This is a genomic window from Nonomuraea sp. NPDC049504 (assembly GCF_040676845.1).
GTDB lineage: Bacteria > Actinomycetota > Actinomycetes > Streptosporangiales > Streptosporangiaceae > Nonomuraea > Nonomuraea salmonea.
The window spans coordinates 1-22,531 of the sequence record NZ_JBFAPT010000048.1 but is presented as its reverse complement, the minus strand read 5'-3'; the positions used below and the strand labels follow the sequence as shown (position 1 = coordinate 22,531).

Sequence of the window (22,531 nt, the reverse complement as noted above, 5' to 3'; positions counted from 1 at the left end):
TCCTGACCCCCCATGACCGCGCGCCCGCCCCGGCGGGTGCGCGGTTCCCGGAGACCTCATCATGATCCGAATCAAGACGCTCGCCGGCCCGCTCGTCGCGGCCCTGCTGCTGACCGCCTGCTCCAGCGGTGAGCCCGAGACCACGGCCAAGGCCAAGGGAACCGTGAACATCGACGTGCACGGCTGGGTGGGGTACGAGGCCCAGGCCGCCGTGCTCGGCTACCTGCTGGAGCACGAGCTGGGCTACAAGGTGAACAAGCGGGCCGTGAAAGAGGACCAGTCCTGGCGGGATTTCGAGTCGGGCAAGGTCGACGTGATCGTGGAGAGCTGGGGTCACAACGACCTGAAGAAGGAGTACATCGAGGAGAAGAAGGTCGCGCTGTCGGCGGGGCTGACGGGCAACAAAGGCGTCATCGGGTGGTACGTGCCCGAGTGGATGGCCAAGAAGTATCCCGACATTACGGACTACCGAAACCTCAATAAGTACGCCGCCCTCTTCCGAACCGATAAAACCGGAAATGCCGGACAAGTGCTCGACGGAGACCCGACATTCGTCACCAACGACGAGGCTCTCGTCAAGAATCTCGGGCTCAATTACAAGGTCGTCTACTCCGGCAGCGAGGCGGCGCTCATCAAGGCGGCGCAGGAGGCGACGAAGAACCGGACGCCGCTGCTGATGTATTTCTACGAACCGCAATGGCTCTTCAGCAAGATCAAACTCGTCAAGGTCGCGCTGCCGCCCTACGCCGTCGGCTGTGACAGCGATCCGGCGAAGGTCGCCTGCGACTATCCGCCGTACCTGCTGGACAAGATCGTCAGCCGGCGGTTCGCGGAGGCGGGCGGGCAGGCGTACGAGCTGGTCCGCAACTTCACCTGGACCAACGACGACCAGAACGCCGTGGCGAGCGACATGATCAACGAGCGGATGACCGCCGAAGAGGCTGCCGAGCGGTGGGTGCAAGAGAACAAGATCGTGTGGAAGGACTGGATTCCGCGTTGAGGTTCGACTTCGTCATCGTGGGCGGCGGCTCCGCCGGAAGCGCCCTGGCCAACCGGCTGAGCGCCGACCCCTCGACGTCGGTGCTGGTGCTGGAGGCAGGGCGTCCCGACTACCTGTGGGACGTCTTCATCCACATGCCGGCCGCGTTGATGTTCCCCATCGGCAACCGCTTCTACGACTGGAGATACGAGTCCGAGCCGGAGCCGCACATGGGCGGCCGGCGCATCTACCACGCCCGCGGCAAGGTGCTGGGCGGCTCCAGCAGCATCAACGGCATGATCTTCCAGCGCGGCAACCCGCTCGACTACGAGCGCTGGGCCGCCGACCCCGGCATGAAGAGCTGGGACTACGCCCACTGCCTGCCCTACTTCAAGCGCATGGAGACCTGCCTGGCCGACCCCGGCACCGACTTCCGCGGCGGCGAGGGGCCGCTCAAGCTGGAGCGCGGCCCGGCGCACGGCCCGCTGTTCGAGGCGTTCTTCGCGGCCGTGCAGCAGGCCGGGCACCCCCTGACCGACGACGTCAACGGCTACCGCCAGGAGGGCTTCGCCGCCTTCGACCGCACCATCCACCGGGGCCGCAGGCTCAGCGCCGCCCGCGCGTACCTGCACCCCGTACGCGGGCGCAAGAACCTCAAGGTCAGGACCCGCGCCTTCGTGGAGAAGGTGCTCTTCGACGGCACCCGCGCGACCGGCGTGCTGTGCGACGGCGAGCGCATCGAGGCCGGCGAGGTCATCCTGTGCGGCGGCGCCATCAACACCCCGCAGCTGCTCCAGCTGTCGGGGGTGGGGCCGCGCGCGCTGCTGGAACCGCTCGGCGTCGAGGTCGTGCACGACCTGCCGGGCGTCGGCGAGAACCTCCAGGACCACCTGGAGGTCTACGTCCAGCACGCCTGCACCGAGCCGGTCTCCCAGCAGCCCTCGCTTGCCATGTGGCGGCGGCCGTTCATCGGGGCCAACTGGCTGTTCCTGCGCGGTGGGCCGGGCGCGACCAACCACTTCGAGGCGGGGGGCTTCATCCGCTCCGACGACGCGGTGGCCTACCCCAACCTGATGTTCCACTTCCTGCCCATCGCCGTGCGCTACGACGGCACGGCCCCGGCCGGCGGGCACGGCTACCAGGTGCACATCGGGCCGATGTACTCCGACGCCCGCGGCTCCGTCCGCATCACCTCCACCGACCCCCGGCACAAGCCCGCGCTGCGCTTCAACTACCTGTCCACCGAGCAGGACCGCCGTGAGTGGGTGGAGGCGATCAGGCACGCCAGGAAGATCCTCTCCCAGCCCGCCTGGGCGGACCTGGACGGCGGCGAGATCTCCCCCGGCCCGCGGGTGCAGACCGACGAGGAGATCCTGGCCTGGGTCGCCAAGGACGGCGAGACGGCCCTGCACCCGTCGTGCACCTGCAAGATGGGCACCGACGAGCAGTCGGTCGTGGACCCCGAGACCATGCGCGTGCACGGCCTCGACGGGCTGCGCGTGGTGGACGCCTCGGCCATGCCGTACGTCACCAACGGCAACATCTACGCCCCCGTGATGATGCTCGCCGAGAAGGCCGCCGACCTCATCCTCGGCAACACCCCGCTACCGCCCGAGCCGGTGGAGTTCTACCGCGCCCGCTGACCTCACCTGTCCAGCCGCTGGTAGAGGCGGACGGACAGGGTGAAGAAGACGACGGTGATGACGGCCGGCCAGACGAGAGCCATCAGCACGGCGTGCTCAGCCACCCAGGAGTCGCCGCCCCAGCCCGGATTGCCGAACAGTTCCCTGGCCGCCGCCACCGTCGCCGACAGCGGGTTCCACTCGGCGACGGCGCCGAGCCAGCCCGGCATGGTGGCGGGGGCTACGAAGGCGTTGGACAGGAAGCCGATGGGGAACTCCATGGTCTGGATCGCCACCGCCGCCCCCGGGTCCTTGGTGCGCAGCCCCAGGTAGACGCCCGCCCACAGCAGCGAGAAGCGCAGGAGCAGCAGCAGGCCGACCGCGCCCGCCGCGCCGGGGAGCGTCTCCGGGCGCCAGCCGACCGCCAGGCCGCAGAGCAGCAGGCCGGCCAGGATCAGGACCGAGTGCAGCAGGTCGGCCACGGCCCGGCCGGTGAGCACGGCGGAGGGCGCCATGGGCAGCGACCTGAACCGGTCGGTGACGCCCTTGGCCGCGTCGGTGGTGACGGCGATCATCGTGGAGCTGAGACCGAAGAGCATCGTCATGCCGTACATGCCGGGCATGAGGAACGCGAAGTACCCGGCCCCCTCCGGCACCTGCACCGCACCACCGAACAGGTAGCCGAAGGCCAGGGTGATGACGATGGGGAAGGCCACCCCGAAGACCACGGTCATCGGCTGGTTGGCCCAGTGGATCAGATCGCGCCGGGCGATCGTCCACCCGTCCACGATCGCCCAGCGCAGCGTTGTCGCCGTCATCGGCGGTCACCTCCGGTGAGCTGCAGGAAGACCTCGTCGAGGGTCGGACGGCGGAGGGCGACGTCCTCCGCCTCGATGCCGGCCGCGGCCAGCGCGTTCAAGGCTGCGGTGAGCGTGCGCACGCGGTCGCTCACCGGGGCGCTCAGGCGGGCGGTGTCCCGGTCCGGCTCGGCGGGGGCGCCGGTCACTCGCTCGATGATCGCGGCCGCCTCGGCCAGACGCCGCGGGTCGCGGACGACCACGTCGAGCCGGTCACCGCCGATCTTGCTCTTGAGCGCGTCGGGCGTGCCCTCGGCGACCACCCGCCCGGTGTCGATCACCGCGATGCGGTCGGCGAGCTGGTCGGCCTCCTCCAGGTATTGGGTGGTCAGCAGCACCGTGGTGCCGCCCGCCACCAGGTCGCGCACCGCCCGCCAGATCTCCGTGCGGCTGCGCGGGTCGAGCCCCGTGGTCGGCTCGTCCAGGAACAGCACGGGCGGCGCCAGGATCATGCTGGCGGCCAGGTCGAGCCGCCTGCGCATGCCGCCGGAGTACTCCTTGGCCGGCCCGGGGTGCTCAAGACCGAAGCGCTCCAGCAGCTCGGCCGCCCTGGCACGGGCCTGCCTGCCGCCGAGGTGGTGCAGCCGGCCGAACATCTCCAGGTTCTGCCGCCCGGTCAGCAACTCGTCCACCGCCGCGTGCTGGCCGACCAGGCCGATCGTGCGGCGTACCTGACGGGGCTGGGTGACCACGTCGAAGCCGCCCACCTCGGCGCGCCCGCCCGAGGGGCGCAGGAGCGTGGTGAGGATGCGCACGGTGGTGCTCTTGCCGGCGCCGTTGGGGCCGAGCAGCCCGCAGACCGTGCCGGGGGCCACGTCGAGGTCGATGCCGTCGAGTGCCGCCTTCTCGTCGTAGGTCTTGCGCAGTCCCCGTACGCGTACCGCTGTCAAATGCCGCCTCCTTACTGCCGTACACTGTACCGTACACCATACGGCAAGGGACGGCAACCGTACGGTGTACCGTACGAAGGTGAGCGTTGAGTACTCGGGCAAGGGCGACCCGGCGCGCAGCCTCGCGCTGCTCTGGCGCACGAGCGAGCCCACCGGCCGCCGCAAGGGCAAGCCGGAGCTGAGCGTTGAGCGGATCGTGCGCGCCGCCATCGAGGTGGCCGACGCCGAAGGACTGCAGGCGCTGTCGATGCGCCGGGTGGCCGAGCGGCTGAGCGTCGGGACGATGTCCCTCTACACGTACGTGCCGGGCAAACCGGAACTCTTCGACCTCATGCTCGACACGGTCTACGGCGAGACCGCCAGACCGGCGGACGTGCCGGGCGGCTGGCGGGGCAGGCTGGAGCAGATCGCCAGGGAGAACTGGGCCCTCTACCTGCGCCACCCCTGGCTGCTGCAGGTGGCGGCGAACCGGCCGGTGCTGGGCCCCAACCTCACGGCCAAGTACGACCACGAGCTGAGCGCGGTCGACGGCATCGGCCTGACCGACGTCGAGATGGACTCGGTGATCACCCTGATCACCGGCTTCGTGCACGGCACCGCCAGGGGCGCCGTGGAGGCGGCGCAGGCCGAGAGCATGACGGGGCTGAGCGACGAGCAGTGGTGGGCCGCGCACGCGCCCTTCCTCAGCCGCATCGCCGACCCGGCGCGCTTCCCCACCGCCTCCCGGGTCGGGCAGGCGGCGGGCGAGGCGCTCAACTCGGCCTACAGCCCCGAGCACGCCTTCGAGTTCGGGCTCCAGCGCGTGCTCGACGGCATTGAGGCCCTGGTGAAGCAGCGAACCGGCGGCTGAGACTCCAGCACGCCGGCTCGATGCAGGCTTCAGCGGGCCGCGCGTGCGGCCCTCCCGCCTCTCAGTAGGCGGCGGGGGCGGCGCGCAGGCGGACGACGTGCTCGACCAGCGAGATCAGCGTCGCCTTGACCGACTCGCGGTTACGCGCGTCGGTGCGCACGATCGGCACCTGCGGCGACAGCGCCAGCGCCTCCCTCACCTCGCCGTCGGAGTGCGGGAACTGGCCGTCCCAGCCGTTGACCCCGATCACGAAGGGCAGCTTGGCCTCTTCGAAGTAGTCGATGGCGGGGAAGCTGTCGGCCAGGCGGCGCGTGTCGAGCAGCACCACCGCGCCGATGGCGCCGCGGACGAGGTCGTCCCACATGAACCAGAACCGGTGCTGCCCGGGCGTGCCGAACAGGTAGAGGATCAGGTCACGGTCGAGTGAGAGCCGGCCGAAGTCCATCGCCACGGTCGTGGTCTGCTTGTTCGGGGTCAGGCCGAGATCGTCGATGCCCGCGGACGCGTCGGTCATCACCGCTTCCGTGGTGAGCGGGAGGATCTCGGACACCGCCCCCACGAAAGTCGTCTTCCCGACGCCGAAACCACCGGCGACGACGATCTTCGTCGACGTGAGGCCGGGGCTAGAGCCTGCGTAGTCCACTGAGCACCCTTTCGAGCATGTTGAGGTCTGGCTGTCCCTGGCTGAGGCGTGGCTGGTGCAGGCGGACGAGCCCTTCATCTGACATGTCCGCCACGAGCACCCTGGCCACGCCCAGCGGGACGCGGAGCAGGGCCGAGATCTCGGCGACCGACCGGAACGACCTGCACAGCTGCATGATGGCCTCCTGCTCGGGGGTGAGCATGGCCATCTCGTCGTCCGGGATCGACATCGACGAGATCAACGTCTCCATCGCGAGGTGGTAGCGCGGCTCAGACCTGCCGCCCGTCACCGCGTAAGGACGGAACAGGGGCTCCTCTTCCCCGATTCCGTCAGCGCCGTACACGGCCCGCTCCCATCAGTTCCATCACATCACCGGGTCCTGGCGGCCTGCAGCTCCGCGCGCAGGGCCGGCGTCAGTGCCTGTCCAGCCCTGTCTACCAGCAACGTCATCTGGTACGCCACGAGTCCCATGTCACAATCAGGACCCGCCAGAACCGTGAGCACCGAGCCGTCACTGATCGCCATGACGAGCAGCAGACCGCGCTGCATCTCGACCACGGTCTGCGTGACCGCGCCACCCTCGAACACCCGCGACGCGCCCACGGTCAGGCTCAGCAGCCCCGCGGCGACCGCGGCGAGCTGGTCGGCCCGGTCCGGCGGGAACCCCTCGGACGCGGCCAGGCAGAGCCCGTCGGCCGAGACGACGACGGCATGGGCCACTCCGGGCGTGTGCCGGACGAAGTCGGTGATCAGCCAGTCGAACCTGTTGGCCTCACTGCTAAGGGTTGTCACGCATCCTCCCCGGCGGGACGCTTACTCACTCTTGTCCTCCTGTCCACGAATCTCCTGGCGACCCCTGCGCACACCCTGCTGGAAGCTGGCCAGCCTGCTGCGGATCCGGTCAGCGGAGACCGGAGGCGGCGGCGGTGCCTGCCGCTGCTCCTGCTGCTGCGGTGCCTGCGCGGGCCGGCTGCTCGCCGTGCCAGGCACCAGGTTGGCCTTGGGGGTGCGCTTGGGGAGCCCGGCGGCGGTGATGCCACCGAGGCTTGGCTCGGCGGCCGCTTTCGCCGCTTGCCAGCCGGCGTCCGCGGCCGTCCGCCACGCTTCCTCACCAGAGGGTACGGCGTGCGCGGCCGTGGACTCTCCCGGCCCCTCCGCCGCCTCGCCCGGCGGCCTGCGGAACCAGGCCGACTCCACCGCGGCGAAGATCGGCAGGTAGTCCTCCCGCCCCTGCTCAGGCGGGGTGTCCGCCGAGGGGGCCGGGTCGGGCGTACGCACGTCGTTGGTCGAGTAGGACGAGGGCTGCGGCGTCTGGAACGCGCCATTACCAGATGCGCCGGGAGGAGCACTGGGGTACGAGGGGTAGGCGCCGGAGTCGTACGTCCCCTGATGCCTGCGGTAGGCGCCGCCGTCGGTGTCGGCGGTGAAGCCGTTGACCCCGGCACGGCCCGGGTCGGAGGGGAACGATCCGTACGAGGGCCCGCCGTCGAACGACCGCGCCCCGGTCTGAGGCCCGGTCTGAGGTCCGGTCTGGGGGGCCGCAGGGCCGCCGTTCGCCGGAGGAGCCTGCGGCGGCGCGCCGTCGAAGGACCTCGGCCCCTGTCCAGGCGCGCCGTCGAACGAGCCGGGCGAGCGCCTGGGCAGGCCGCCCGGCCTGACGTGGCCACCGTTGACGGGCCCGTTGACGGGCCCGTTCACGGGGTGCGCCGGCCCGCCCTCGGCCGGACGGCCGGGAGCGCCGTCGAAGGACGAAGGCCCCTGCCTGCCTGGCCCGCCGTCGAACGCGGACGGACCCTGCGGCGCGGAACCGCTGTCGAACGCGGACGGGCCCTGCGGCGCGGAACCGCCGCCGAACGCCGGGGCGCCGGGCCGCACGGGACCGCTGTCGAACGTCGAGGGACCCTGCCGCGCCGGGCCGCTGTCGAACGCGGCAGGTCCAGGCCGGTGTCCGTTGTCGAAGGAACCCGCGCGTGGCCCCGCCGCGTCGAAGGAGTCGAAGCTGGCGAACGACCGGAACGACCCGTTCTGCGCGGGCGCGCCCGCCTGCGACGGCACGGTCCCGCCACCGAACGCGGGCCGCTGCGGCAGCGGCTGCTGCTGGGTGCCGTCGGCGATCAGCGTCGGCGGCAGCAGCACCATGGCGATCAGCCCGCTGCCCTCGCCCCTGCGCAGCTGCACCCGGATGCCGTGGCGCAGCGCCAGGCGGCCGACCACGAACAGGCCCATGCGCCGGGAGACCGACACGTCCACGACGGGCGGCTCGGCCAGCCGGCGGTTGGCCTCGGCCAGCTCCTCCTCGGTCATGCTGATGCCGCTGTCGGTGACCGACAGCAGGGCGCCGCCGCCCTCGATGAGGCTGCTGGTGACGATGACCTGGGAGTTGCTCGGGGAGAACTGGATGGCGTTCTCGACCAGCTCGGCGACCAGGTGGACGAGGTCGTTGGCGCAGCTGCCGAGCACGGAGGTGGCGCGGTGCACCCGCACCTGGACGCGCTCGTAGCCCTCGACCTCCGACAGCGCGGCGCGGACGACGTCGACCAGCTTGGCCGGCTGGCTGCGCCGGCGGGTGGCGTCGTGGCCGGCGAGGACCAGGAGGTTCTCGGAGTTGCGGCGCATGCGGGTGGCCAGGTGGTCGAGCTTGAACAGGTCGGCCAGCCGGCCGCCGTCCTGCTCGCCCTTCTCCAGGCCGTCGATGAGCGAGATCTGCCGCTCGACCAGGGTCTGGGTGCGGCGGGAGAGGTTGACGAACATCGAGCTGATGTTGCTGCGCAGCTCGGCCTCCTCGCCCGCCAGGCGGACGGCCTGCCGGTGCACCTGGTCGAAGGCCCTGGCCACCTCGCCGATCTCGTCGTCGCCGTCCACGGCGATGGGCTGCACCTCACGCACGGAGGCGGGGTCGCCGCTGACGCGCAGCTGGCGCACCACGTCGGGCAGCCGGAACCCGGCCACCTCCAGCGCCTCGGTGCGCAGCCGCCGCAGCGGGCCGACCATCGAGCGGGCGATGGCCACGGTGAGCAGCAGCACGACCGCGAGCAGCGCGAGGATGAGGATCCCCGCGATGATCGCGTTGCGGATCTCCTGCGAGCGCAGCTCCTGGCTGCGCAGGTTCACCTTGTCCGCCAGGCCCTTCTCGATGCCGTGCAGCAGGTCGATGGCGGCGGTGTTGCTGTCGAACCACTCCTGCCGCTCGGCCCTGGCCGAGATCAGGTTGTCGACGATGCGGGCGCCCGGCTCCTTGCCGCTGACCAGCGCGATCGCCCGGGACTTGGTGAGCTGGATGTTGACGTACTCGGGCTTGGAGGCCAGCGCCTTGGACAGTTCCAGGCCGACCTCGACGCCGGCCTCGGCGCCCACGGTGGCGATGTCGCTCTGCTGGCGGGCGTTGGAGGCGATGAACTGCTCGACCTCCTTGGCGTCCACGCTCGCGGCGTCGTAGGACGCCTGCAGGAGCTGGACGCGCTGGCGGGAGATCTCCTCCTTGGCCGCGACGAGCGCGCTCAGGCCGCGGAACTGGCCGACGATCTGCGAGTCGTCCGACATCAGCGAAAGCTCGTCGTGCAGCTTGATCAGGGTGTCGGTGAGGAAGTCGTAGCGGATGGTGTTCCTCTGGCCCTCTTCCCTGATCTTGGGCAGCCGGCCGAGGTCGTACCTGACCTGCTCGACGGCCTTGACCACGCGGGGACCGTAGGACTCGTCCATGGTGTCGAGGTCCGCGCGGACGGCCTTGACCAGCGTGTCCACGGCGGCCTTGCGCTGGGCGAGCGGCGTGGCGAGCTTCTTGCGCATGGCCCGGCTCGCGCCGACCCAGCCGCCTGTGTCGCGCTCCAGCCCCAGCGCCTGCACCAGGTCACGGATGCGGCCGGCCTGCTCGGCGGCGGTGGCCGTGCGGTCATAGACGGCGATGCTCTGGACCGAGCCCACCACACGCGCTCCCCCGAGCACGACTGCGGCGATGGTCGGCACCAGGATGAGCGCGGTGAGCCGCCACCGCACCCGCCAGTTCCGCAGGCCGAGCCGCTGCAGCAGCCGCTTCGCGCGGCCTGGCTGCGCGGCCGTGCCGCTGCCCGAATTCCCCGTAGTCACCGCTCCCGCTACCCCTCAATCGTCCCGTCCGCAACGGGTCGTCAGACCGACCACAAGGTATCCGCAGCATCTGACTTAACAGGCATATCGGACACAATCGTTACAAACGTGACCGGTTGTCGTGTGTTGTTGGTTATCGCAGTGCGGCAAGGACTTGATCGCGGACTTGGGCCCTTTGCGCGTCGTCGCTGAGGGGGCGACCAGCGCGGTCCACAACGTAGAAGACGTCCACCGCCTCCGCGCCGAGAGTCTCCACGCGAGCGGCCCTCACGTCAAGACCGCACTCACCGAACGCCCGCCCGATGCGCCACAGGAGCCCCGGCCTGTCATGGGCCCTGACTTCGACCACCGTGGCGGTCGCCGAGGCGTCATCCACCAAGGTCACACGGGGCGGAGCGACCGGTACGCGAGGCGGCCTGACGGCCCTCGCGCGGCGGGCCAGTCGTTGCTCTATGTCAAGACGGCCGGCAAGGACGAGACGGAGATCGGCTTCGAGGGTCGCGGGGTCCGGCGGGGAGCCGTACTCGGGGATGACGGAGAACTCGATCACCGCCGTCGAACCGGCGGACGCCGACGACGCCGAGCGCACCACGAGCCGGTGCGCCGACAGCACGCCGGCGGCGCTCCACAGCAGGCCCACCCGGTCGGGCGCGACGACCGTGACCGCTCCCCCGTGCACCCGGACGGCCCCACCTCCATGGCGGGCGAGACCGGCCTGCTCGGGCGAGAGCGTCGGCGGCTTGGGCGGGGGCGAGCCGGCCAGCACCGAGCGCACCCGGCGGACGAGGTCGGCCACCAGGCCGGCCTTCCACGAGTTCCAGGCGGCCGGGCCGGTCGCGATGCCGTCGGCGACAGCCAGCGCGGCCAGCAGGTCGAGCACCTCGCGCGAGCCGACCGTGCCCGCGACCTTCTCGATCGTGACGGGGTCGTCGAGGTCTCTGCGGGTGGCGGTCTCGGGCAGCAGCAGGTGGTGGCGTACGACGGTGGCCAGCGTCTCGACGTCGGCGGACGGCAGGCCGATGCGGGTCGCGATGTCGCGGACCACCACCTCGCCGGTCGCCGAATGGTCGCCGGGCCAGCCCTTGCCGACGTCGTGCAGCAGCGCCGCGATCAGCAGCAGGTCGGGCCTGGAGACCTCGCGGGTGTGGCTGGCGGCGTTGGCCGCGGCCTCGATCAGGTGACGGTCGACCGTGAACCGGTGGATCGGGTTGCGCTGGGGGCGGTGGCGTACGCGCTCCCAGTCAGGAAGCAACTTGACAATGATGCCCGCCTGATCGAGCTCCTCCCACACGGGCACGGCGGCGCGGCCCGCGCCGAGGATCGACACCAGCGCGTCGCGGGCCTCCTCGGGCCAGGGCACCGGCATCGGCGCCGACTGAGCTGCGAGCACGGAGACGGTCGCGGGCGCGAGCGGCAGCCCCGAGTCGGCCGCGGCGGCCGCGGCGCGCAGCACCAGGACGGGATCCTTACGCGGATCGACGCCCCTGGCGAGCACCACCTCGCCGCCGTGCTCCACCACGCCGTCGGCCAGCGGGCGGCGCCCGCGTGGAGCCGGGCCTGACACCAGCCTGTCAACGGTGCGCCAGGTCGCGTCGAAGGCGTGGGAGATCGTGCGGCCCGCCTCGGCCAGCCGGCGCATCAGCGCCTCGGCGTCGAGCAGGCCGAGCAGCCCGGCCACCGCGTCCTGCTCCTGGAGCACCAGGCGGTCGGTGCCACGGGCGGTGACGACGTGCAGCGCGTGCCGCACGTCGAGGATGAACTCGTACGCCTCGCGCGCCCGCGGTCCGGGGGCCGAGGCGACCCATGCGGCGGCCACCGCCTGCATGGCCTGGACGTCGCGGAGCCCGCCACGGCCGTCCTTGAGATCGGGCTCCAGCAGGAACGCCAGCTCCCCGCTGGCCTGCGCCCGCTGGTCGGCGGCCTCCCGCAGCTCGCCGAGCCGGCGCCGCGAGTCGGCCCGCCATTCGGCCAGCACCGCCTCCCTGGCCTTCCTGGTCAGGTCGGGGTCGCCGGCCACGTGCCTGGCCTGGATCAGGCCGAGCACGGCCTTGAGGTCCTGCCTGGCGACCGAGACCGCTTCTTCCACCGTGCGCACGGAGTGGTCGAGACCGACCGCCGCGTCCCAGATCGGATACCAGATCCGGTCGGCGATCCTCGCCACGTCGGCCCGGCCGGTGTGGAGCAGCACCAGGTCGAGGTCGCTGCCCGGCGCCGGCTCCCCCCTTCCCAGGCTGCCGACGGCGACCAGGGAGACCTGGTCGCCGTCGCTCGCCGTGCGGAAGAGATCCTTGAGCCAGCGGTCGGTGTCCGCGGTCCGCTCCTTGCGGGCCGCGGCGTACGAACGGGCCTCTCCCCTCACTGCAGTGCCCCCTTGCAGAGCTCCGCTCGGACGCCCTCGTCCGGGCTTCGCCTCGGGTCCTTCCCCCTGTGAACCCCCCGCCGGACGTCGTCGGCCGGTCGGGCCTCGCTCCGCGCGGACGCCCCCGGGAGGGTGCCCGCGCTTCGCCGCGGTTTCATCACAGGGCTTCCGGACCCCGTTCGCCGGTGCGTACCCGGATGACGGTGTCGACGGGGACGGACCAGACCTTGCCGTCGCCGATCTTGCCGGTGTGCGCCGCCTTGGTGATGACGTCGATCACGTCCTCGGCGTCGTCCTCCTCGATGAGGACCTCGAGGCGCACCTTGGGCACCAGGTCGACCTGGTACTCGGCGCCGCGGTAGACCTCGGTGTGGCCGCGCTGCCGGCCGTAGCCGCTGGCCTCGCTGACCGTCATGCCTTTGATGCCGAACTGTTCGAGCGCGGCCTTCACGTCATCGAGCTTGAAGGGCTTGATGATCGCGGTGATGAGCCTCATGCGTCCACCTTCTTCGTGGCGGGAGCCGTGACGGGGCCGTTGGGGGAGCTCACGCCGGAGGCGTGAACGGTGCCGAGGTCGTAGCCGGTCTCGGCGTGGGTGGTGATGTCGATGCCGGTGACCTCGTCCTCGGCCTTGATGCGGAAGCCCATCGTCTTGTCGATGATCTTGCCGATGATCCACGTGATGACGAAGGAGTAGAGGCCCACGGCCACCGGGCCGAGCACCTGGAGCCCGAGCTGGCCGAAGCCGCCGCCGTAGAACAGGCCCTGGCTCTGCTCGTCGGTGGCGGGGTAGGCGGCCACGAAGCCGAGCGCGACGGCGCCGATCACGCCGCCGACCAGGTGCACGCCGACCACGTCGAGGGAGTCGTCGTAGCCGAGCTTGTACTTCAGGCCCACGGCGTAGGCACAGACGGCGCCGGCGAGCAGGCCGATGAGCATGGCCGCCCAGGGGTCGACGAAACCACAGGCCGGGGTGATGGCGACCAGACCGGCGACCGCGCCGGAGGCCGCGCCGAGGCTGGTGGCGTGGCCGTCACGCAGCTTCTCCACCGTGAGCCAGGCGCCGACCGCGACCGCGGTGGCGACCTGCGTGTTCATGAAGGCCAGACCGGCGATGCCGTCGACGACCAGCTCGGAGCCTGCGTTGAAGCCGAACCAGCCGAACCACAGCAGGGCCGCGCCGAGCAGCACCAGCGTGAGGTTGTGCGGCCGCATCGGCTCCTTGCGCCAGCCCTGGCGCTTGCCCAGCACCAGCGCCAGCGCGAGCGCCGCGGCTCCCGCGTTGATGTGGACGACCGTGCCGCCCGCGAAGTCCTCGATGCCCATCGAGTTGAGCCAGCCGCCGCCCCACACCCAGTGGGCGACGGGGAAGTAGACGATCGTGGCCCAGATGACGCCGAACAGCATCCACGCGCCGAACTTCGCGCGGTCCGCGATGGCACCGCTGATCAGCGCGACGGTGATGATGGCGAACGTCATCTGGAAGGCGGAGAAGACGAGGCTCGGCATGCCGGTGCCGTCGTCACTGGTCGCGGTGTCCACCAGGCTCTGCAGGCCCAGGGCGTCGAAGCCGCCGACGAAGGCGTTGAGCGCTGAACTGGGGTTTTCCGTGAAAGCGAGTGAGTGGCCATAGAGCATCCAGGTGATGCTCACGACGACGATGGCGCCGAACGACATCATCATCATGTTCAGGACACTCTTGGCCCTGGTCATGCCCCCGTAGAAAAGCGCGAGGCCCGGTGTCATCAACAGCACCAATGCGGTGGCCGCGAGCATCCAGGCAGTCGTGCCGCTGTCGATCTTCACGACGCGACCCTCCTTACATGTGACGTGTGGCCACAGCGTGTTCGCCCGGAGTTTCGTGGCTCGACCAGGTGTGTTTCACATTCGTGAATCTCAGCGCAGAGGTGTTTCGCACGCGTTTCGGACGTCTCACAGAACGCTTTTGAGCACGGCGATATCGTCCGTGCCATACTTAGGTTTGCCTTACCTAACGATCAAGGAACGCCCATGCGCCTACGCCTGGCCATCGCCGCCATGCTGCCCGTTCTCGCCCTCGCCGCCTGTGGCACGTCCACCACGGCCGAGGACGCGGGCCCCACCCGTACCGTCAAGCACGCCATGGGTGAGACGAAGGTGCCCATGACGCCGAAACGGGTTGTCGTGCTCGACACCGACAAGCTCGACTCCATGGTCTCGCTCGGCCTCGCGCCCGTCGGAGCCGCCCAGGCCCAGGAGAACCAGACCTGGCCCGAATACCTCGGCTCCGCCCTGGCCGGCACCAAGCCCGTCGGCACCCTCCAGCAGCCGAACATCGAGGCCATCATCGCGCTCAAGCCCGACCTCATCCTCGGCTCGAAGTTCCGCCAGGCCGCCTTCTACGACAAGCTCTCCAAGATCGCCCCGACCGTGTTCACCGAGCGGGTCGGCATCACCTGGAAGGAGAACTTCCTGCTCGACGCCGAGGCGCTGGGCAAGAAGGAGCAGGCGCAGCAGCTGCTGACGGCGTACGGGACGCGCGCCAAGGAGGTCGGCGCCAAGTACGCCAAGCTGCAGGTCAGCATCGTCCGGTTCATGCCGACCGAGATCAGGATGTACGGGCCGCAGTCGTTCAGCGGCATCGTGGTCGGCGACGCCGGCATCCCGCGACCCGAGGCGCAGCAGCTCAACGACCAGGAGGACCGGCGCTTCGGCAAGCTGAGCCAGGAGAACATCGCCAAGGCCGACGGTGACGCGATCTTCTACAGCGCGTACGGGGAGAACGCCGCCAAGGCGCAGGCCGAGGTCACCGGCGGCCCCCTGTGGAAGAACCTCGGGGCGGTCAAGTCCGGCAACGCCCACAACGTGGACGACGAGATCTGGATGACCGGCATCGGCGTCACCGCCGCCGGCAAGATCCTCGACGACCTCGACAAGCACCTCGCCCCGCTGGCGTGACCCCGAAGGTGGAGGCGGCCCGGCCGTTCGAGGGCGGTCGGAAGGCCGGGCGTTCGAGGCGGCCGGAGGGCCGAGCGTTCGAGGCGGCCGGAGGGCCGGGCGTTCAGATGAGGGTGACCTGGTCGCCCTTCCTGACGCGGCCGGGGCGGGTCACCCGCGCGTACACCCCGGCGCACGGCTGCGGCCCCATGTCGAACACCGCCACCCGGTTGTGCCTGGCCACGGTGCGCAGCGCGTCGGTGTCGCGGGCCAGCGCGCCGTGCTCCAGCGTCGGCACCGCGCAGCGCGGGCTGGTCACGATGACGTGCAGCTCCACCTCGTCGCCGACGCGCAGCCGCCGGTCCACCCAGCCGTTCTCGACGAACCCCTCCCCCTCGGTGGCGATCACCAGGTTGGGGCGGTAGCGCACGTCCTCGACCCGCCCGCGCGGCCCGTGCGCGCCGATCGCGCCGAGGGCGGAGGTGGTGATGAGGTGGAGGGGCGCGAAGTCGAAGAACGTGCCCGCGGGAGCGCCCGCCCCCAGCGTCCCCACCGTGTACGGCACCTCCGCCTCGATCCCTTCGGCCAGCACCCGCTCCGGCACCGACCGCTCCAGCTCGGCCCCCTCCGGCGGCACGTCGATCACCCGCACCTCGCGCCCGAGCAGCTCCGACAGCTCGGCGTCACCGGGCACCCGAGCGCCTTCGAGGGTGAGCAGCCGCCGCCACAGCCGTGGATTCTTGGCGCTGGCGATCTTCCCGGTGGCCACGTCGAGCACCGCCCGCGCCCGGTCACCGGCCAGCCCGCGCTCGCTCACCACGCTCTCGGCGAGCTCTTCGCCCAGCATCGACTTCACGGGATAGCGGCGCAGAATCTCCACATGCATGCACAAAAGCCTAGGGCCCGCCGACGCGCCTCCCCCTCCGGGACGTCAGCGGGCCCTCAGCTCGGTCGTCAGCTCGGTCGTCAGCTCGGTCGTCAGGCGGCGGCCGTGGCCATCTTGCGCAGGCGGGCCAACGCGTCGCGCTCGATGCGGCGGGCGCGGTCGCGGCCGATGCCGTAACGCTCGCCCACCTCCGTCAGCGTGTGCTCGCGCCCGTCGACCAGCCCGTAGCGCCAGCGCAGCATCTCGCTGGTCGGCCCCTCAAGGCCGGTGAGCCACTGGTCGAGCCGCTCACGCTCCAGGATGTCGATGGCCTGCTGCTCGGGATCGGCCCACGTCTCGTCGGCGATCATGTCGCCCAGCTCGGTCTCGTCCTCGTCACCCACGCCGAGCTGCAACGACACCGGGTCGGACGCCCAGCGGCGCAACTCGCGCACCCGCTCGATCGGCAGGTCGAGGATGCCGGCGAGATCGTCGTCGGTCGGCTCGGCGTCGAACTCGGCCAGCATGTCGCGCCGGACCCGCATGAGCCGGGTCATCTGCTCCCCCGCGTGGGTGGGCAGCCGCACCGGGCGGGCCTGCTCGTGGATGGCCCGGCCGACGGACTGCCTGATCCACCACGTCGCGTACGTCGAGAACTTGTAACCGCGCCGGTAGTCGAACTTCTCCACCGCCCGCACCAGGCCCAGGTTCCCCTCCTGGACGAGGTCGATCAGCGGCATGCCCCGGCCCGAGTATTTCCTGGCCACCGCCACCACCAGGCGCAGGTTGGCCTGGATGAACTCCTCCTTCGCCCGCCGGCCGGAAATGGCCAGCCGCTCAAGCTCCTCGTCGGCCGCGTCCCCGATGCGCGGCTCCGTGCCCCCGCTGTCGAGCAGCTGCTCGGCGAACAGACCCGCCTCGATCCGCTTGGCGAGCTCCACTTCCTCCTCCGCCGTGAGCAGCGGGACCCGGCCGATCTCGGCCAGGTAGGTCCCCAGCAGATCGCGCTCGGCGACGTGCTGCTCCTGCGTGCGACTCCCCGTAGGCCTTGCCATCCCCTGGCACCTCGTTCCGCAGCTGCGTTCTATATCCGGCCAACGTCCGACCAGAAGCAAAGATTCCCTAAAGCACTACGTCTGCGGGAGGGTTCTGGATGTCCTCCTCAAGGAGGAGAGGGCGCTGAAACCCCTGGTGAACGAGGGATGGGCCGGGCCGGCCCTGCCGGGAGGGGACGCCGGGGCCACCCTACGTCCCCACGGCCGCGCGCGCGGACTCAGTTCACCGGACCGCCCCTGGGACGCAGGGTCAGCTCGGTGAGGTGCGCGTCGGGCCCTGCCGTGATCGTCGCGACGACGGCCCGCGCCACGCTCTCCGGCCGCAGGTAGCGCTCGGGCTCGAACTCCCCGCCCTCGTACGCCCGCACGCCCCGCTGCATGTCGGTGGCCGTCCTGCCGGGATAGACGGTGGTGACCCTGAGCAGGGGCTCCTCCAGCCGCAGCACGTCGGCGAACGCCTTCAGGGCGAACTTGCTGGCCGCGTACGCACCCCAGTCGGGGTTGGCCCGCTGCCCGGAGCCCGAGTTCACGCACACGACGTGCCCGCCCGCCTGCCTGAGCGCGGGCAGCAGCAGCCTGGTCAGCTCGGCGACGGCGACCACGTTGACCTCGTACGTGCGCCGCCAGACGTCGGCGCTCTGATCGGCGATGCGGCCGAGGGTGGCCACGCCGGCGCTGTGGACGAGCACGTCGAGCCGGTCGATGTCAGCGACGTCGGCCTGCGTGACCCCGGTCAGCTCCACCGGCCAGGGCCGCGCCCCGGGCAGCTCGGCGGCGAGCGCGGACAGCGCCTGCTCGTCACGGCCGCCGAGCAGGACGTCGTGGGTGGGGGCCAGGGCCCGCGCGACGGCCGCGCCCACCCCTCGGGAGGCGCCGGTGACCAGCGCCTTCGGTCGTTCAGTCATAGCGGCAGCTTATTGACCTTGAGCGCCACGCGGAGGCACTGCGGGCTGGGCACGGGGCCTTGAGGTCCGGTCCGCCGCCGGGTCAGGCGGGGTCGCCGGTCAGGAAGGTGCCGGTCTCCTCGGTCATCCGCTCGTACTCCTCCAGCCTGGCCCGCGTCCGCAGCGGCACGGCCTCGGCCATGGCCTCCACCAGCGCCATGGCCAGCATCAGCGGCGCGGCGTGGGAGTTGAAGACGAAGCCGTCGCCCACGGGCGCGTCGAGCACGACCTCGGCGGGCAGCCCTACCCTGTCGGTGATGGCGGCGACCCGCAGGCCGAGCTTGGTGGCGTACTCCAGGGCCTGCAACGTCTCGGCGGGATAGCGCGGCAGCACCACGGCCACCACCCACTCGGCGCCCGCCCGCTGGGCGGCGTGCAAGCCCTCGGCCAGCTCGGAGCCGCCGTGGACGAGCAGCCGCACGTCGGGGTGGATGCGGCGGGCGTAGTAGGCGAACGTGGTGGCCAGCCCGCACGAGGCCCGCAGGCCCAGCACCGGCAGCGGCTCGGTGGCGGCGAGGTGCTCGCCCAGCTCCTTGAGCGGGAAGTGGGACAGGCGCTCCCTCATCGTGGCGAGGTTGCGGATCTCGCAGTCGATGGCGGTGCGGAGCAGGCTCTCATGCGGCGACTCCGCACCCCCGCCGAGCACGAGGGGGCGCAGCGCCTGGCGCAGCTCGGGGTAGCCGGTGAAGCCCAGCACCATCGCGAACCGGGTCACGGAGGGCTGGCTGACCCCGGCCCGTTCGGCCAGCTCGACGCTCGACAGGAAGATCGCCTCGTCGAGGTGCTCGCTGAGGTAGTCGGCGATCCTGTGCTGTACGGGCGACAGCCTCCGGCCATCCAGCAGCATCTCAAGCCCACCGTGATATCCGTCCGCCACGCCACCCTCAACGCACGGGACCCGCCGTTCTCATCCCGCCCTCCCGTGCACCCACTCCCCATAGGTCACGTTTTCCCTGGTCAGGTGCCGTCAGCCGACCAGGAACTGGGTGGCAGCCAGCTCCCTGTACAGCTCGTCGGAGCCGACCAGCTCGTCGTGGCTGCCGACCGCGCGTACGCCGCCGCCCTCCATCACCACGATCCGGTCGGCGCCCGTCACCGTCGAGAGGCGGTGCGCGATGACCAGCACCGTGGTCTCCGCCGCGACCTCGGCGATGACCTCGCGCAGCCGCAGCTCGTTGACCGCGTCGAGCTGGGAGGTGGCCTCGTCGAGCAGCAGCAGCCTGGGCTTGCGCAGCAGCGCCCTGGCGATGGCCACGCGCTGCCGCTCGCCGCCCGACAGCAGCACGCCGCGGTGGCCGACCGGGGTCTCCAGCCCGTCGGGCAGCCGGGCGACGAGGTCGTCCAGCCTGGTACGCGCGATCGCCGCCCGCAGCTCCTCCTCGGTGGCGTCCTGTGCGGCGAAGAGCAGGTTCTCCCGCAGCGTGCCGGCCAGGACGGGGGCGTCCTGCTCGACGTAGCCGAGCGCGGCGCGCAGCTCGCCGAGCGGCCAGTCGCGGATGTCGCGGCCGTCCACCAGGATCTGCCCGCCCTGGTGCTCGTAGAAGCGTTCGAGCAGCGCGAACACCGTCGACTTGCCCGCTCCCGACGGGCCCACCAGCGCGGTCAGGCCGCCGGGCGACACCTCGAAGGTGACGCCGTCGTGCACGACGGGCCGGTCGTCGCCGTACCGGAAGACGACGTCGCGGAACTGCACGCCGATCGGCCTGGCGTCCTCGCGCGGGGCGACGCCGGCGGGCTCGGCCGGCAGGTCCTCGACCTCCTTGATCCGCCGCAACGCGGCCAGCCCCTGCTGGAGCTGCACCCCGCCCTGCACGAGCTGCCCGATCGGCGGCACCAGGTAGAACAGGTAGAGCAGGAACGCGATCAGCGACGAGACCTCGAGCGTGCCCGACGAGACCCGCGCGCCGCCGACGCCCAGCACGGCGAGGAACGCGATCTGCACCGCCATCCACGTCGCCACCCCCGCGAGCGACGTCCAGCCGGCGACCTGCAGCCCGCGGTCGCGGGCGCGCGTGGCGGCCACGCCGACCTCGGCGATCTCCCGCTCCTCCGCGCCGCTGGCCTTGACCGTCCGGTACGCCTGCAGCGCCCGGTCCAGCACGGCCCCCATCTCGCCCACGGCCTCCTGGGCCTGGGTCTGCGCCCGCTGGATGCGCGGCATGATGAGCGCGACCAGCCCGCCGATCACCACCACGACGAGCAGGGTGACGAGCAGCAGCACGCCGTCCATGGCGGCCATCAGCACGATGGCGCCGACCAGCATGAACACCGAGCTGACCGAGTCCACGACGCCGTTGGTGAGCACCGAGCGGAGCAACGTCGTGTCACCGGTCACCCGCGACAGCAGGTCGCCGGGCTTGAGCCGGTCCACGTCGGCCACCCTGAGCCGCAACATCCGGTCCACGAGCCTGCGACGGGCGCCGAGCACGATGCCCTCGCCCGTACGTTCCATCAGGTAACCGCCTCCGGCCGAGACCACGGCGCCGACCAGCACCGCGACGGTCAGCCCGAGTAACGGCCCGGCCAGGGAGCCGTTCTGGCCGAAGGCGTCCACGACGTACTTCGCCAGCAACGGCATCGCGAGGCCCGCCGCCGAGCCGATCAGGCCCAGCAGCCCGCCCGCAAGAAGGATCTTCCTGTGCGGGCGCAGGTAGGCGAGCAACTCCTTGACCACCACATCTCCTCTCACGACATTTCTCGACTTGCCCAACGAACGGGACCACGCGAACCGCACCCCCGACACGGGTCAACCTAAATTGACGACCTGAGTATGTCAACTTTGGTTGACTCCTCCTCCTTGAGGAGGAGCTGAAATCTCCTGCATCCAACAGCCGCCGCCGGACGAATAGGGCGTCGAGGAACCCGGCCGGATCCCTCGTACGTCACGATCAGCCCTTCGAAAGGACCGAACATGGAGCTCCGGATCAACCGGCGCGCTCTAGTCGGACTTGGCCTCGCCGCAGCGGTCGCCGCGTCGTCCCTGGCCGCGTTCCGCACCGACTCCGGCGACGCTTCCTCGCACCGCGAAGCCCCGATGATCTCGGGGGACCCTCAGCACGACAACACCGACGTGTACGCGTTCGTGAGCCCCGACAAAGCCGGCACCGTGACCCTGATGGCGAACTGGATCCCGTTCGAGGAGCCCAACGGCGGCCCGAACTTCTACCCGTTCGCCACCAGGTCCCGGTACAACATAAAGATCGACAACGACGGTGACGCCAAGACGGACATCACCTACCGATGGACGTTCCGCAACGAGGACAGACGCGGCACCACCACGTTCCTCTACAACAACGGCCCCGTCACCTCGCTCGACGACCCCAATCTGCTCTTCCGCCAGCGCTACACGCTCAAGCGGATCACCCAGGGCGGCACGAGGACGCTGGTCTCCGACGGCGTCGTCGCCCCCAGCAACGTCGGCCGCGCCTCGATGCCCGACTACGGCGCCCTGCGCGACCAGGCCGTCAAGACCCTGCCGGGCGGCGGCAAGAGCTTCGCCGGGCAGTCGGACGAGGCGTTCTTCCTCGACCTGCGCGTGTTCGACTTCCTGTACGGGGGCAACCTGTCCCTCGTCGGTCAGGACACGCTCAAGGGCTACAACGTCAACACCGTGGCCGTCCAGGTCCCCGCCGCCGAGGTCGCGCTCAAGGGCGACCCCAAGCGCAACCCCGTGATCGGCGTCTGCTCCACCACCGACAAGTACAACGGCAGCTCGTACGTGCAGGTCTCCCGCCTGTGCAACCCGCTGGTCAACGAGCTGGTGGCCTCCGCCGGGCTGAAAGACGCCTACAACGCGCTCGACCCGTCCAAGGACGCGGGCGTCAAGGCGCTCGTGGACCGCGTCACCGACCCCGAGGCGGCCAGGCTGCTGCAGGCCGTCTACGGCATCAAGGCGCCCGCCACCCCGCGCGCCGACCTCGTCGAGATCTTCCTGACCGGCATCGCCAAGCAGAACGGCCCCATCAAGGCCGACCTCAACTCGCAGGTGCTCAACAAGGACGCCGGCAAGCTGCGGCCCGCGGAGATGCTCCGGCTCAACATGTCGATCCCGCCTGCCAAGGACCCGAACCGGCTCGGCGTGCTCGGCGGCGACCTCCAGGGCTTCCCGAACGGCCGGCGGCTCACCGACGACGTCGTGGACATCTCGCTCCAGGCCGTGGCCGGGGCCGCGCAGACCGGCAAGCTGGTGGCCGGCCTGACGGACAAGGTGGACGCCAACGACAAGCCGACGCTGCCCGCGTTCCCGTACATCCCGCTGCCGAGCAACGTGGCCGTCAACCAGCGCTGACCATCGCGGACCGGCCGGTCTCCTCTCCGAACCGGCCTGTCCTCCCCGGCGGCAGACCTCCCGTCTCCCAACGTCTGCCGCCACCGGAAAGACATCCCAGGAGCTTTAGTTGTCAAGCAGCAAGCGACTCGGTGTGACGCGACCAGGCGGTTGCCTCGTCGTAGAGGGTGCCGGTCTTGA

The 22,531-nt window shown here is 70.9% G+C and carries 19 protein-coding genes; 5 read left to right on the top strand and 14 right to left on the bottom strand.

The window, feature by feature from the left end:
• Positions 1-61: 61 nt before the first annotated feature.
• Positions 62-1,000 (top strand): ABC transporter substrate-binding protein, encoded by a 939-nt coding sequence (locus tag AB0K28_RS48445; RefSeq protein WP_364384558.1) that lies wholly within the window; start codon positions 62-64, stop codon positions 998-1,000.
• A complete protein-coding gene (gene betA, locus AB0K28_RS48440) occupies positions 997-2,622 on the top strand; it encodes a choline dehydrogenase (protein ID WP_364384555.1) in 1,626 nt (541 codons plus the stop codon). The genes AB0K28_RS48445 and betA overlap by 4 nt, the downstream gene beginning before the upstream one ends.
• Before the next feature lie 2 nt (positions 2,623-2,624).
• Here the strand turns inward: betA and AB0K28_RS48435 are convergent, their stop codons facing one another.
• Both AB0K28_RS48435 and AB0K28_RS48430 read right to left on the bottom strand, forming a co-directional pair.
• Positions 2,625-3,419, bottom strand: coding sequence for an ABC transporter permease (locus tag AB0K28_RS48435; protein ID WP_364384552.1), 795 nt, complete (start codon positions 3,417-3,419; stop codon positions 2,625-2,627).
• Positions 3,416-4,348 (bottom strand): ATP-binding cassette domain-containing protein, encoded by a 933-nt coding sequence (locus AB0K28_RS48430; RefSeq protein WP_364384549.1) that lies wholly within the window; start codon positions 4,346-4,348, stop codon positions 3,416-3,418. Before AB0K28_RS48430 ends, AB0K28_RS48435 begins: the two co-directional genes overlap by 4 nt.
• A 79-nt stretch (positions 4,349-4,427) precedes the next feature.
• Between AB0K28_RS48430 and AB0K28_RS48425 the strand changes: the two genes are divergently transcribed.
• A complete protein-coding gene (locus AB0K28_RS48425; protein ID WP_345397862.1) occupies positions 4,428-5,198 on the top strand; it encodes a TetR/AcrR family transcriptional regulator in 771 nt (256 codons plus the stop codon).
• Between the two features lie 61 nt (positions 5,199-5,259).
• On the opposite strand, the gene AB0K28_RS48420 is transcribed toward AB0K28_RS48425, so the two are convergent.
• The 7 genes from AB0K28_RS48420 to AB0K28_RS48390 all read right to left on the bottom strand — a co-directional run bounded on the left by AB0K28_RS48420 (position 5,260) and on the right by AB0K28_RS48390 (position 14,089).
• Positions 5,260-5,841, bottom strand: a complete 582-nt coding sequence (locus AB0K28_RS48420) for an ATP/GTP-binding protein (protein WP_364384545.1) — start codon at positions 5,839-5,841, stop codon at positions 5,260-5,262.
• A complete protein-coding gene (locus AB0K28_RS48415) occupies positions 5,822-6,184 on the bottom strand; it encodes a DUF742 domain-containing protein (RefSeq protein ID WP_345397859.1) in 363 nt (120 codons plus the stop codon). Before AB0K28_RS48415 ends, AB0K28_RS48420 begins: the two co-directional genes overlap by 20 nt.
• Positions 6,185-6,210: 26 nt before the next feature.
• Positions 6,211-6,633: a roadblock/LC7 domain-containing protein gene (locus AB0K28_RS48410; protein ID WP_345397856.1), complete on the bottom strand. Its 423-nt coding sequence runs from the start codon at positions 6,631-6,633 to the stop codon at positions 6,211-6,213.
• Between the two features lie 21 nt (positions 6,634-6,654).
• The gene (locus AB0K28_RS48405) at positions 6,655-9,924 is read right to left on the bottom strand and encodes a nitrate- and nitrite sensing domain-containing protein (RefSeq protein WP_364384540.1); all 3,270 of its coding nucleotides are present in this window, start codon (positions 9,922-9,924) and stop codon (positions 6,655-6,657) included.
• 133 nt (positions 9,925-10,057) lie between these two features.
• On the bottom strand, positions 10,058-12,283 hold the full coding sequence (locus AB0K28_RS48400) for a [protein-PII] uridylyltransferase (RefSeq protein WP_364384537.1): 2,226 nt from the start codon (positions 12,281-12,283) through the stop codon (positions 10,058-10,060).
• Positions 12,284-12,440: 157 nt separating this feature from the next.
• Positions 12,441-12,779 carry a P-II family nitrogen regulator gene (locus tag AB0K28_RS48395; protein WP_345397847.1) on the bottom strand — a complete coding sequence of 113 codons (339 nt, stop codon included), beginning with the start codon at positions 12,777-12,779 and terminating at the stop codon, positions 12,441-12,443.
• Positions 12,776-14,089, bottom strand: coding sequence for an ammonium transporter (locus AB0K28_RS48390; protein ID WP_364384532.1), 1,314 nt, complete (start codon positions 14,087-14,089; stop codon positions 12,776-12,778). Before AB0K28_RS48390 ends, AB0K28_RS48395 begins: the two co-directional genes overlap by 4 nt.
• 204 nt (positions 14,090-14,293) lie before the next feature.
• On the opposite strand from AB0K28_RS48390, the gene AB0K28_RS48385 reads away from it, so the two are divergent.
• Positions 14,294-15,220 (top strand): iron-siderophore ABC transporter substrate-binding protein, encoded by a 927-nt coding sequence (locus tag AB0K28_RS48385; protein ID WP_364384529.1) that lies wholly within the window; start codon positions 14,294-14,296, stop codon positions 15,218-15,220.
• 103 nt (positions 15,221-15,323) lie between these two features.
• Here the strand turns inward: AB0K28_RS48385 and AB0K28_RS48380 are convergent, their stop codons facing one another.
• From AB0K28_RS48380 to AB0K28_RS48360, 5 genes are all read right to left on the bottom strand, one after another.
• A complete protein-coding gene (locus tag AB0K28_RS48380) occupies positions 15,324-16,085 on the bottom strand; it encodes an MOSC domain-containing protein (protein ID WP_364384526.1) in 762 nt (253 codons plus the stop codon).
• 92 nt (positions 16,086-16,177) lie between these two features.
• The gene (locus AB0K28_RS48375; RefSeq protein WP_345397839.1) at positions 16,178-17,119 is read right to left on the bottom strand and encodes a sigma-70 family RNA polymerase sigma factor; all 942 of its coding nucleotides are present in this window, start codon (positions 17,117-17,119) and stop codon (positions 16,178-16,180) included.
• A gap of 218 nt (positions 17,120-17,337) precedes the next feature.
• On the bottom strand, positions 17,338-18,024 hold the full coding sequence (locus AB0K28_RS48370) for an SDR family oxidoreductase (protein WP_364384523.1): 687 nt from the start codon (positions 18,022-18,024) through the stop codon (positions 17,338-17,340).
• An 82-nt stretch (positions 18,025-18,106) separates the two neighbouring features.
• Positions 18,107-18,910: a MurR/RpiR family transcriptional regulator gene (locus AB0K28_RS48365; protein ID WP_345397836.1), complete on the bottom strand. Its 804-nt coding sequence runs from the start codon at positions 18,908-18,910 to the stop codon at positions 18,107-18,109.
• Positions 18,911-19,030: 120 nt separating this feature from the next.
• Complete coding sequence (locus tag AB0K28_RS48360; RefSeq protein ID WP_364384519.1) at positions 19,031-20,737, bottom strand: ABC transporter ATP-binding protein; 1,707 nt, start codon at positions 20,735-20,737, stop codon at positions 19,031-19,033.
• 237 nt (positions 20,738-20,974) lie between these two features.
• Here AB0K28_RS48360 and AB0K28_RS48355 point away from each other — a divergent pair, with 237 nt between their 5' ends.
• On the top strand, positions 20,975-22,351 hold the full coding sequence (locus AB0K28_RS48355; RefSeq protein WP_364384516.1) for a DUF4331 domain-containing protein: 1,377 nt from the start codon (positions 20,975-20,977) through the stop codon (positions 22,349-22,351).
• Positions 22,352-22,531: the final 180 nt, after the last annotated feature.

What these genes read in the sequence shown, in the direction of transcription:
- AB0K28_RS48445 (WP_364384558.1), top strand. Translation starts at nt 62, where the DNA reads ATGATCCGAATCAAGACGCTCGCCGGCCCGCTCGTCGCGGCCCTGCTG.
- AB0K28_RS48435 (WP_364384552.1), bottom strand. Translation starts at nt 3,419, where the DNA reads ATGACGGCGACAACGCTGCGCTGGGCGATCGTGGACGGGTGGACGATC.
- AB0K28_RS48395 (WP_345397847.1), bottom strand. Translation starts at nt 12,779, where the DNA reads ATGAGGCTCATCACCGCGATCATCAAGCCCTTCAAGCTCGATGACGTG.
- AB0K28_RS48385 (WP_364384529.1), top strand. Translation starts at nt 14,294, where the DNA reads ATGCGCCTACGCCTGGCCATCGCCGCCATGCTGCCCGTTCTCGCCCTC.
- AB0K28_RS48380 (WP_364384526.1), bottom strand. Translation starts at nt 16,085, where the DNA reads ATGCATGTGGAGATTCTGCGCCGCTATCCCGTGAAGTCGATGCTGGGC.
- AB0K28_RS48375 (WP_345397839.1), bottom strand. Translation starts at nt 17,119, where the DNA reads ATGGCAAGGCCTACGGGGAGTCGCACGCAGGAGCAGCACGTCGCCGAG.
- AB0K28_RS48370 (WP_364384523.1), bottom strand. Translation starts at nt 18,024, where the DNA reads ATGACTGAACGACCGAAGGCGCTGGTCACCGGCGCCTCCCGAGGGGTG.
- AB0K28_RS48365 (WP_345397836.1), bottom strand. Translation starts at nt 18,910, where the DNA reads ATGCTGCTGGATGGCCGGAGGCTGTCGCCCGTACAGCACAGGATCGCC.
- AB0K28_RS48355 (WP_364384516.1), top strand. Translation starts at nt 20,975, where the DNA reads ATGGAGCTCCGGATCAACCGGCGCGCTCTAGTCGGACTTGGCCTCGCC.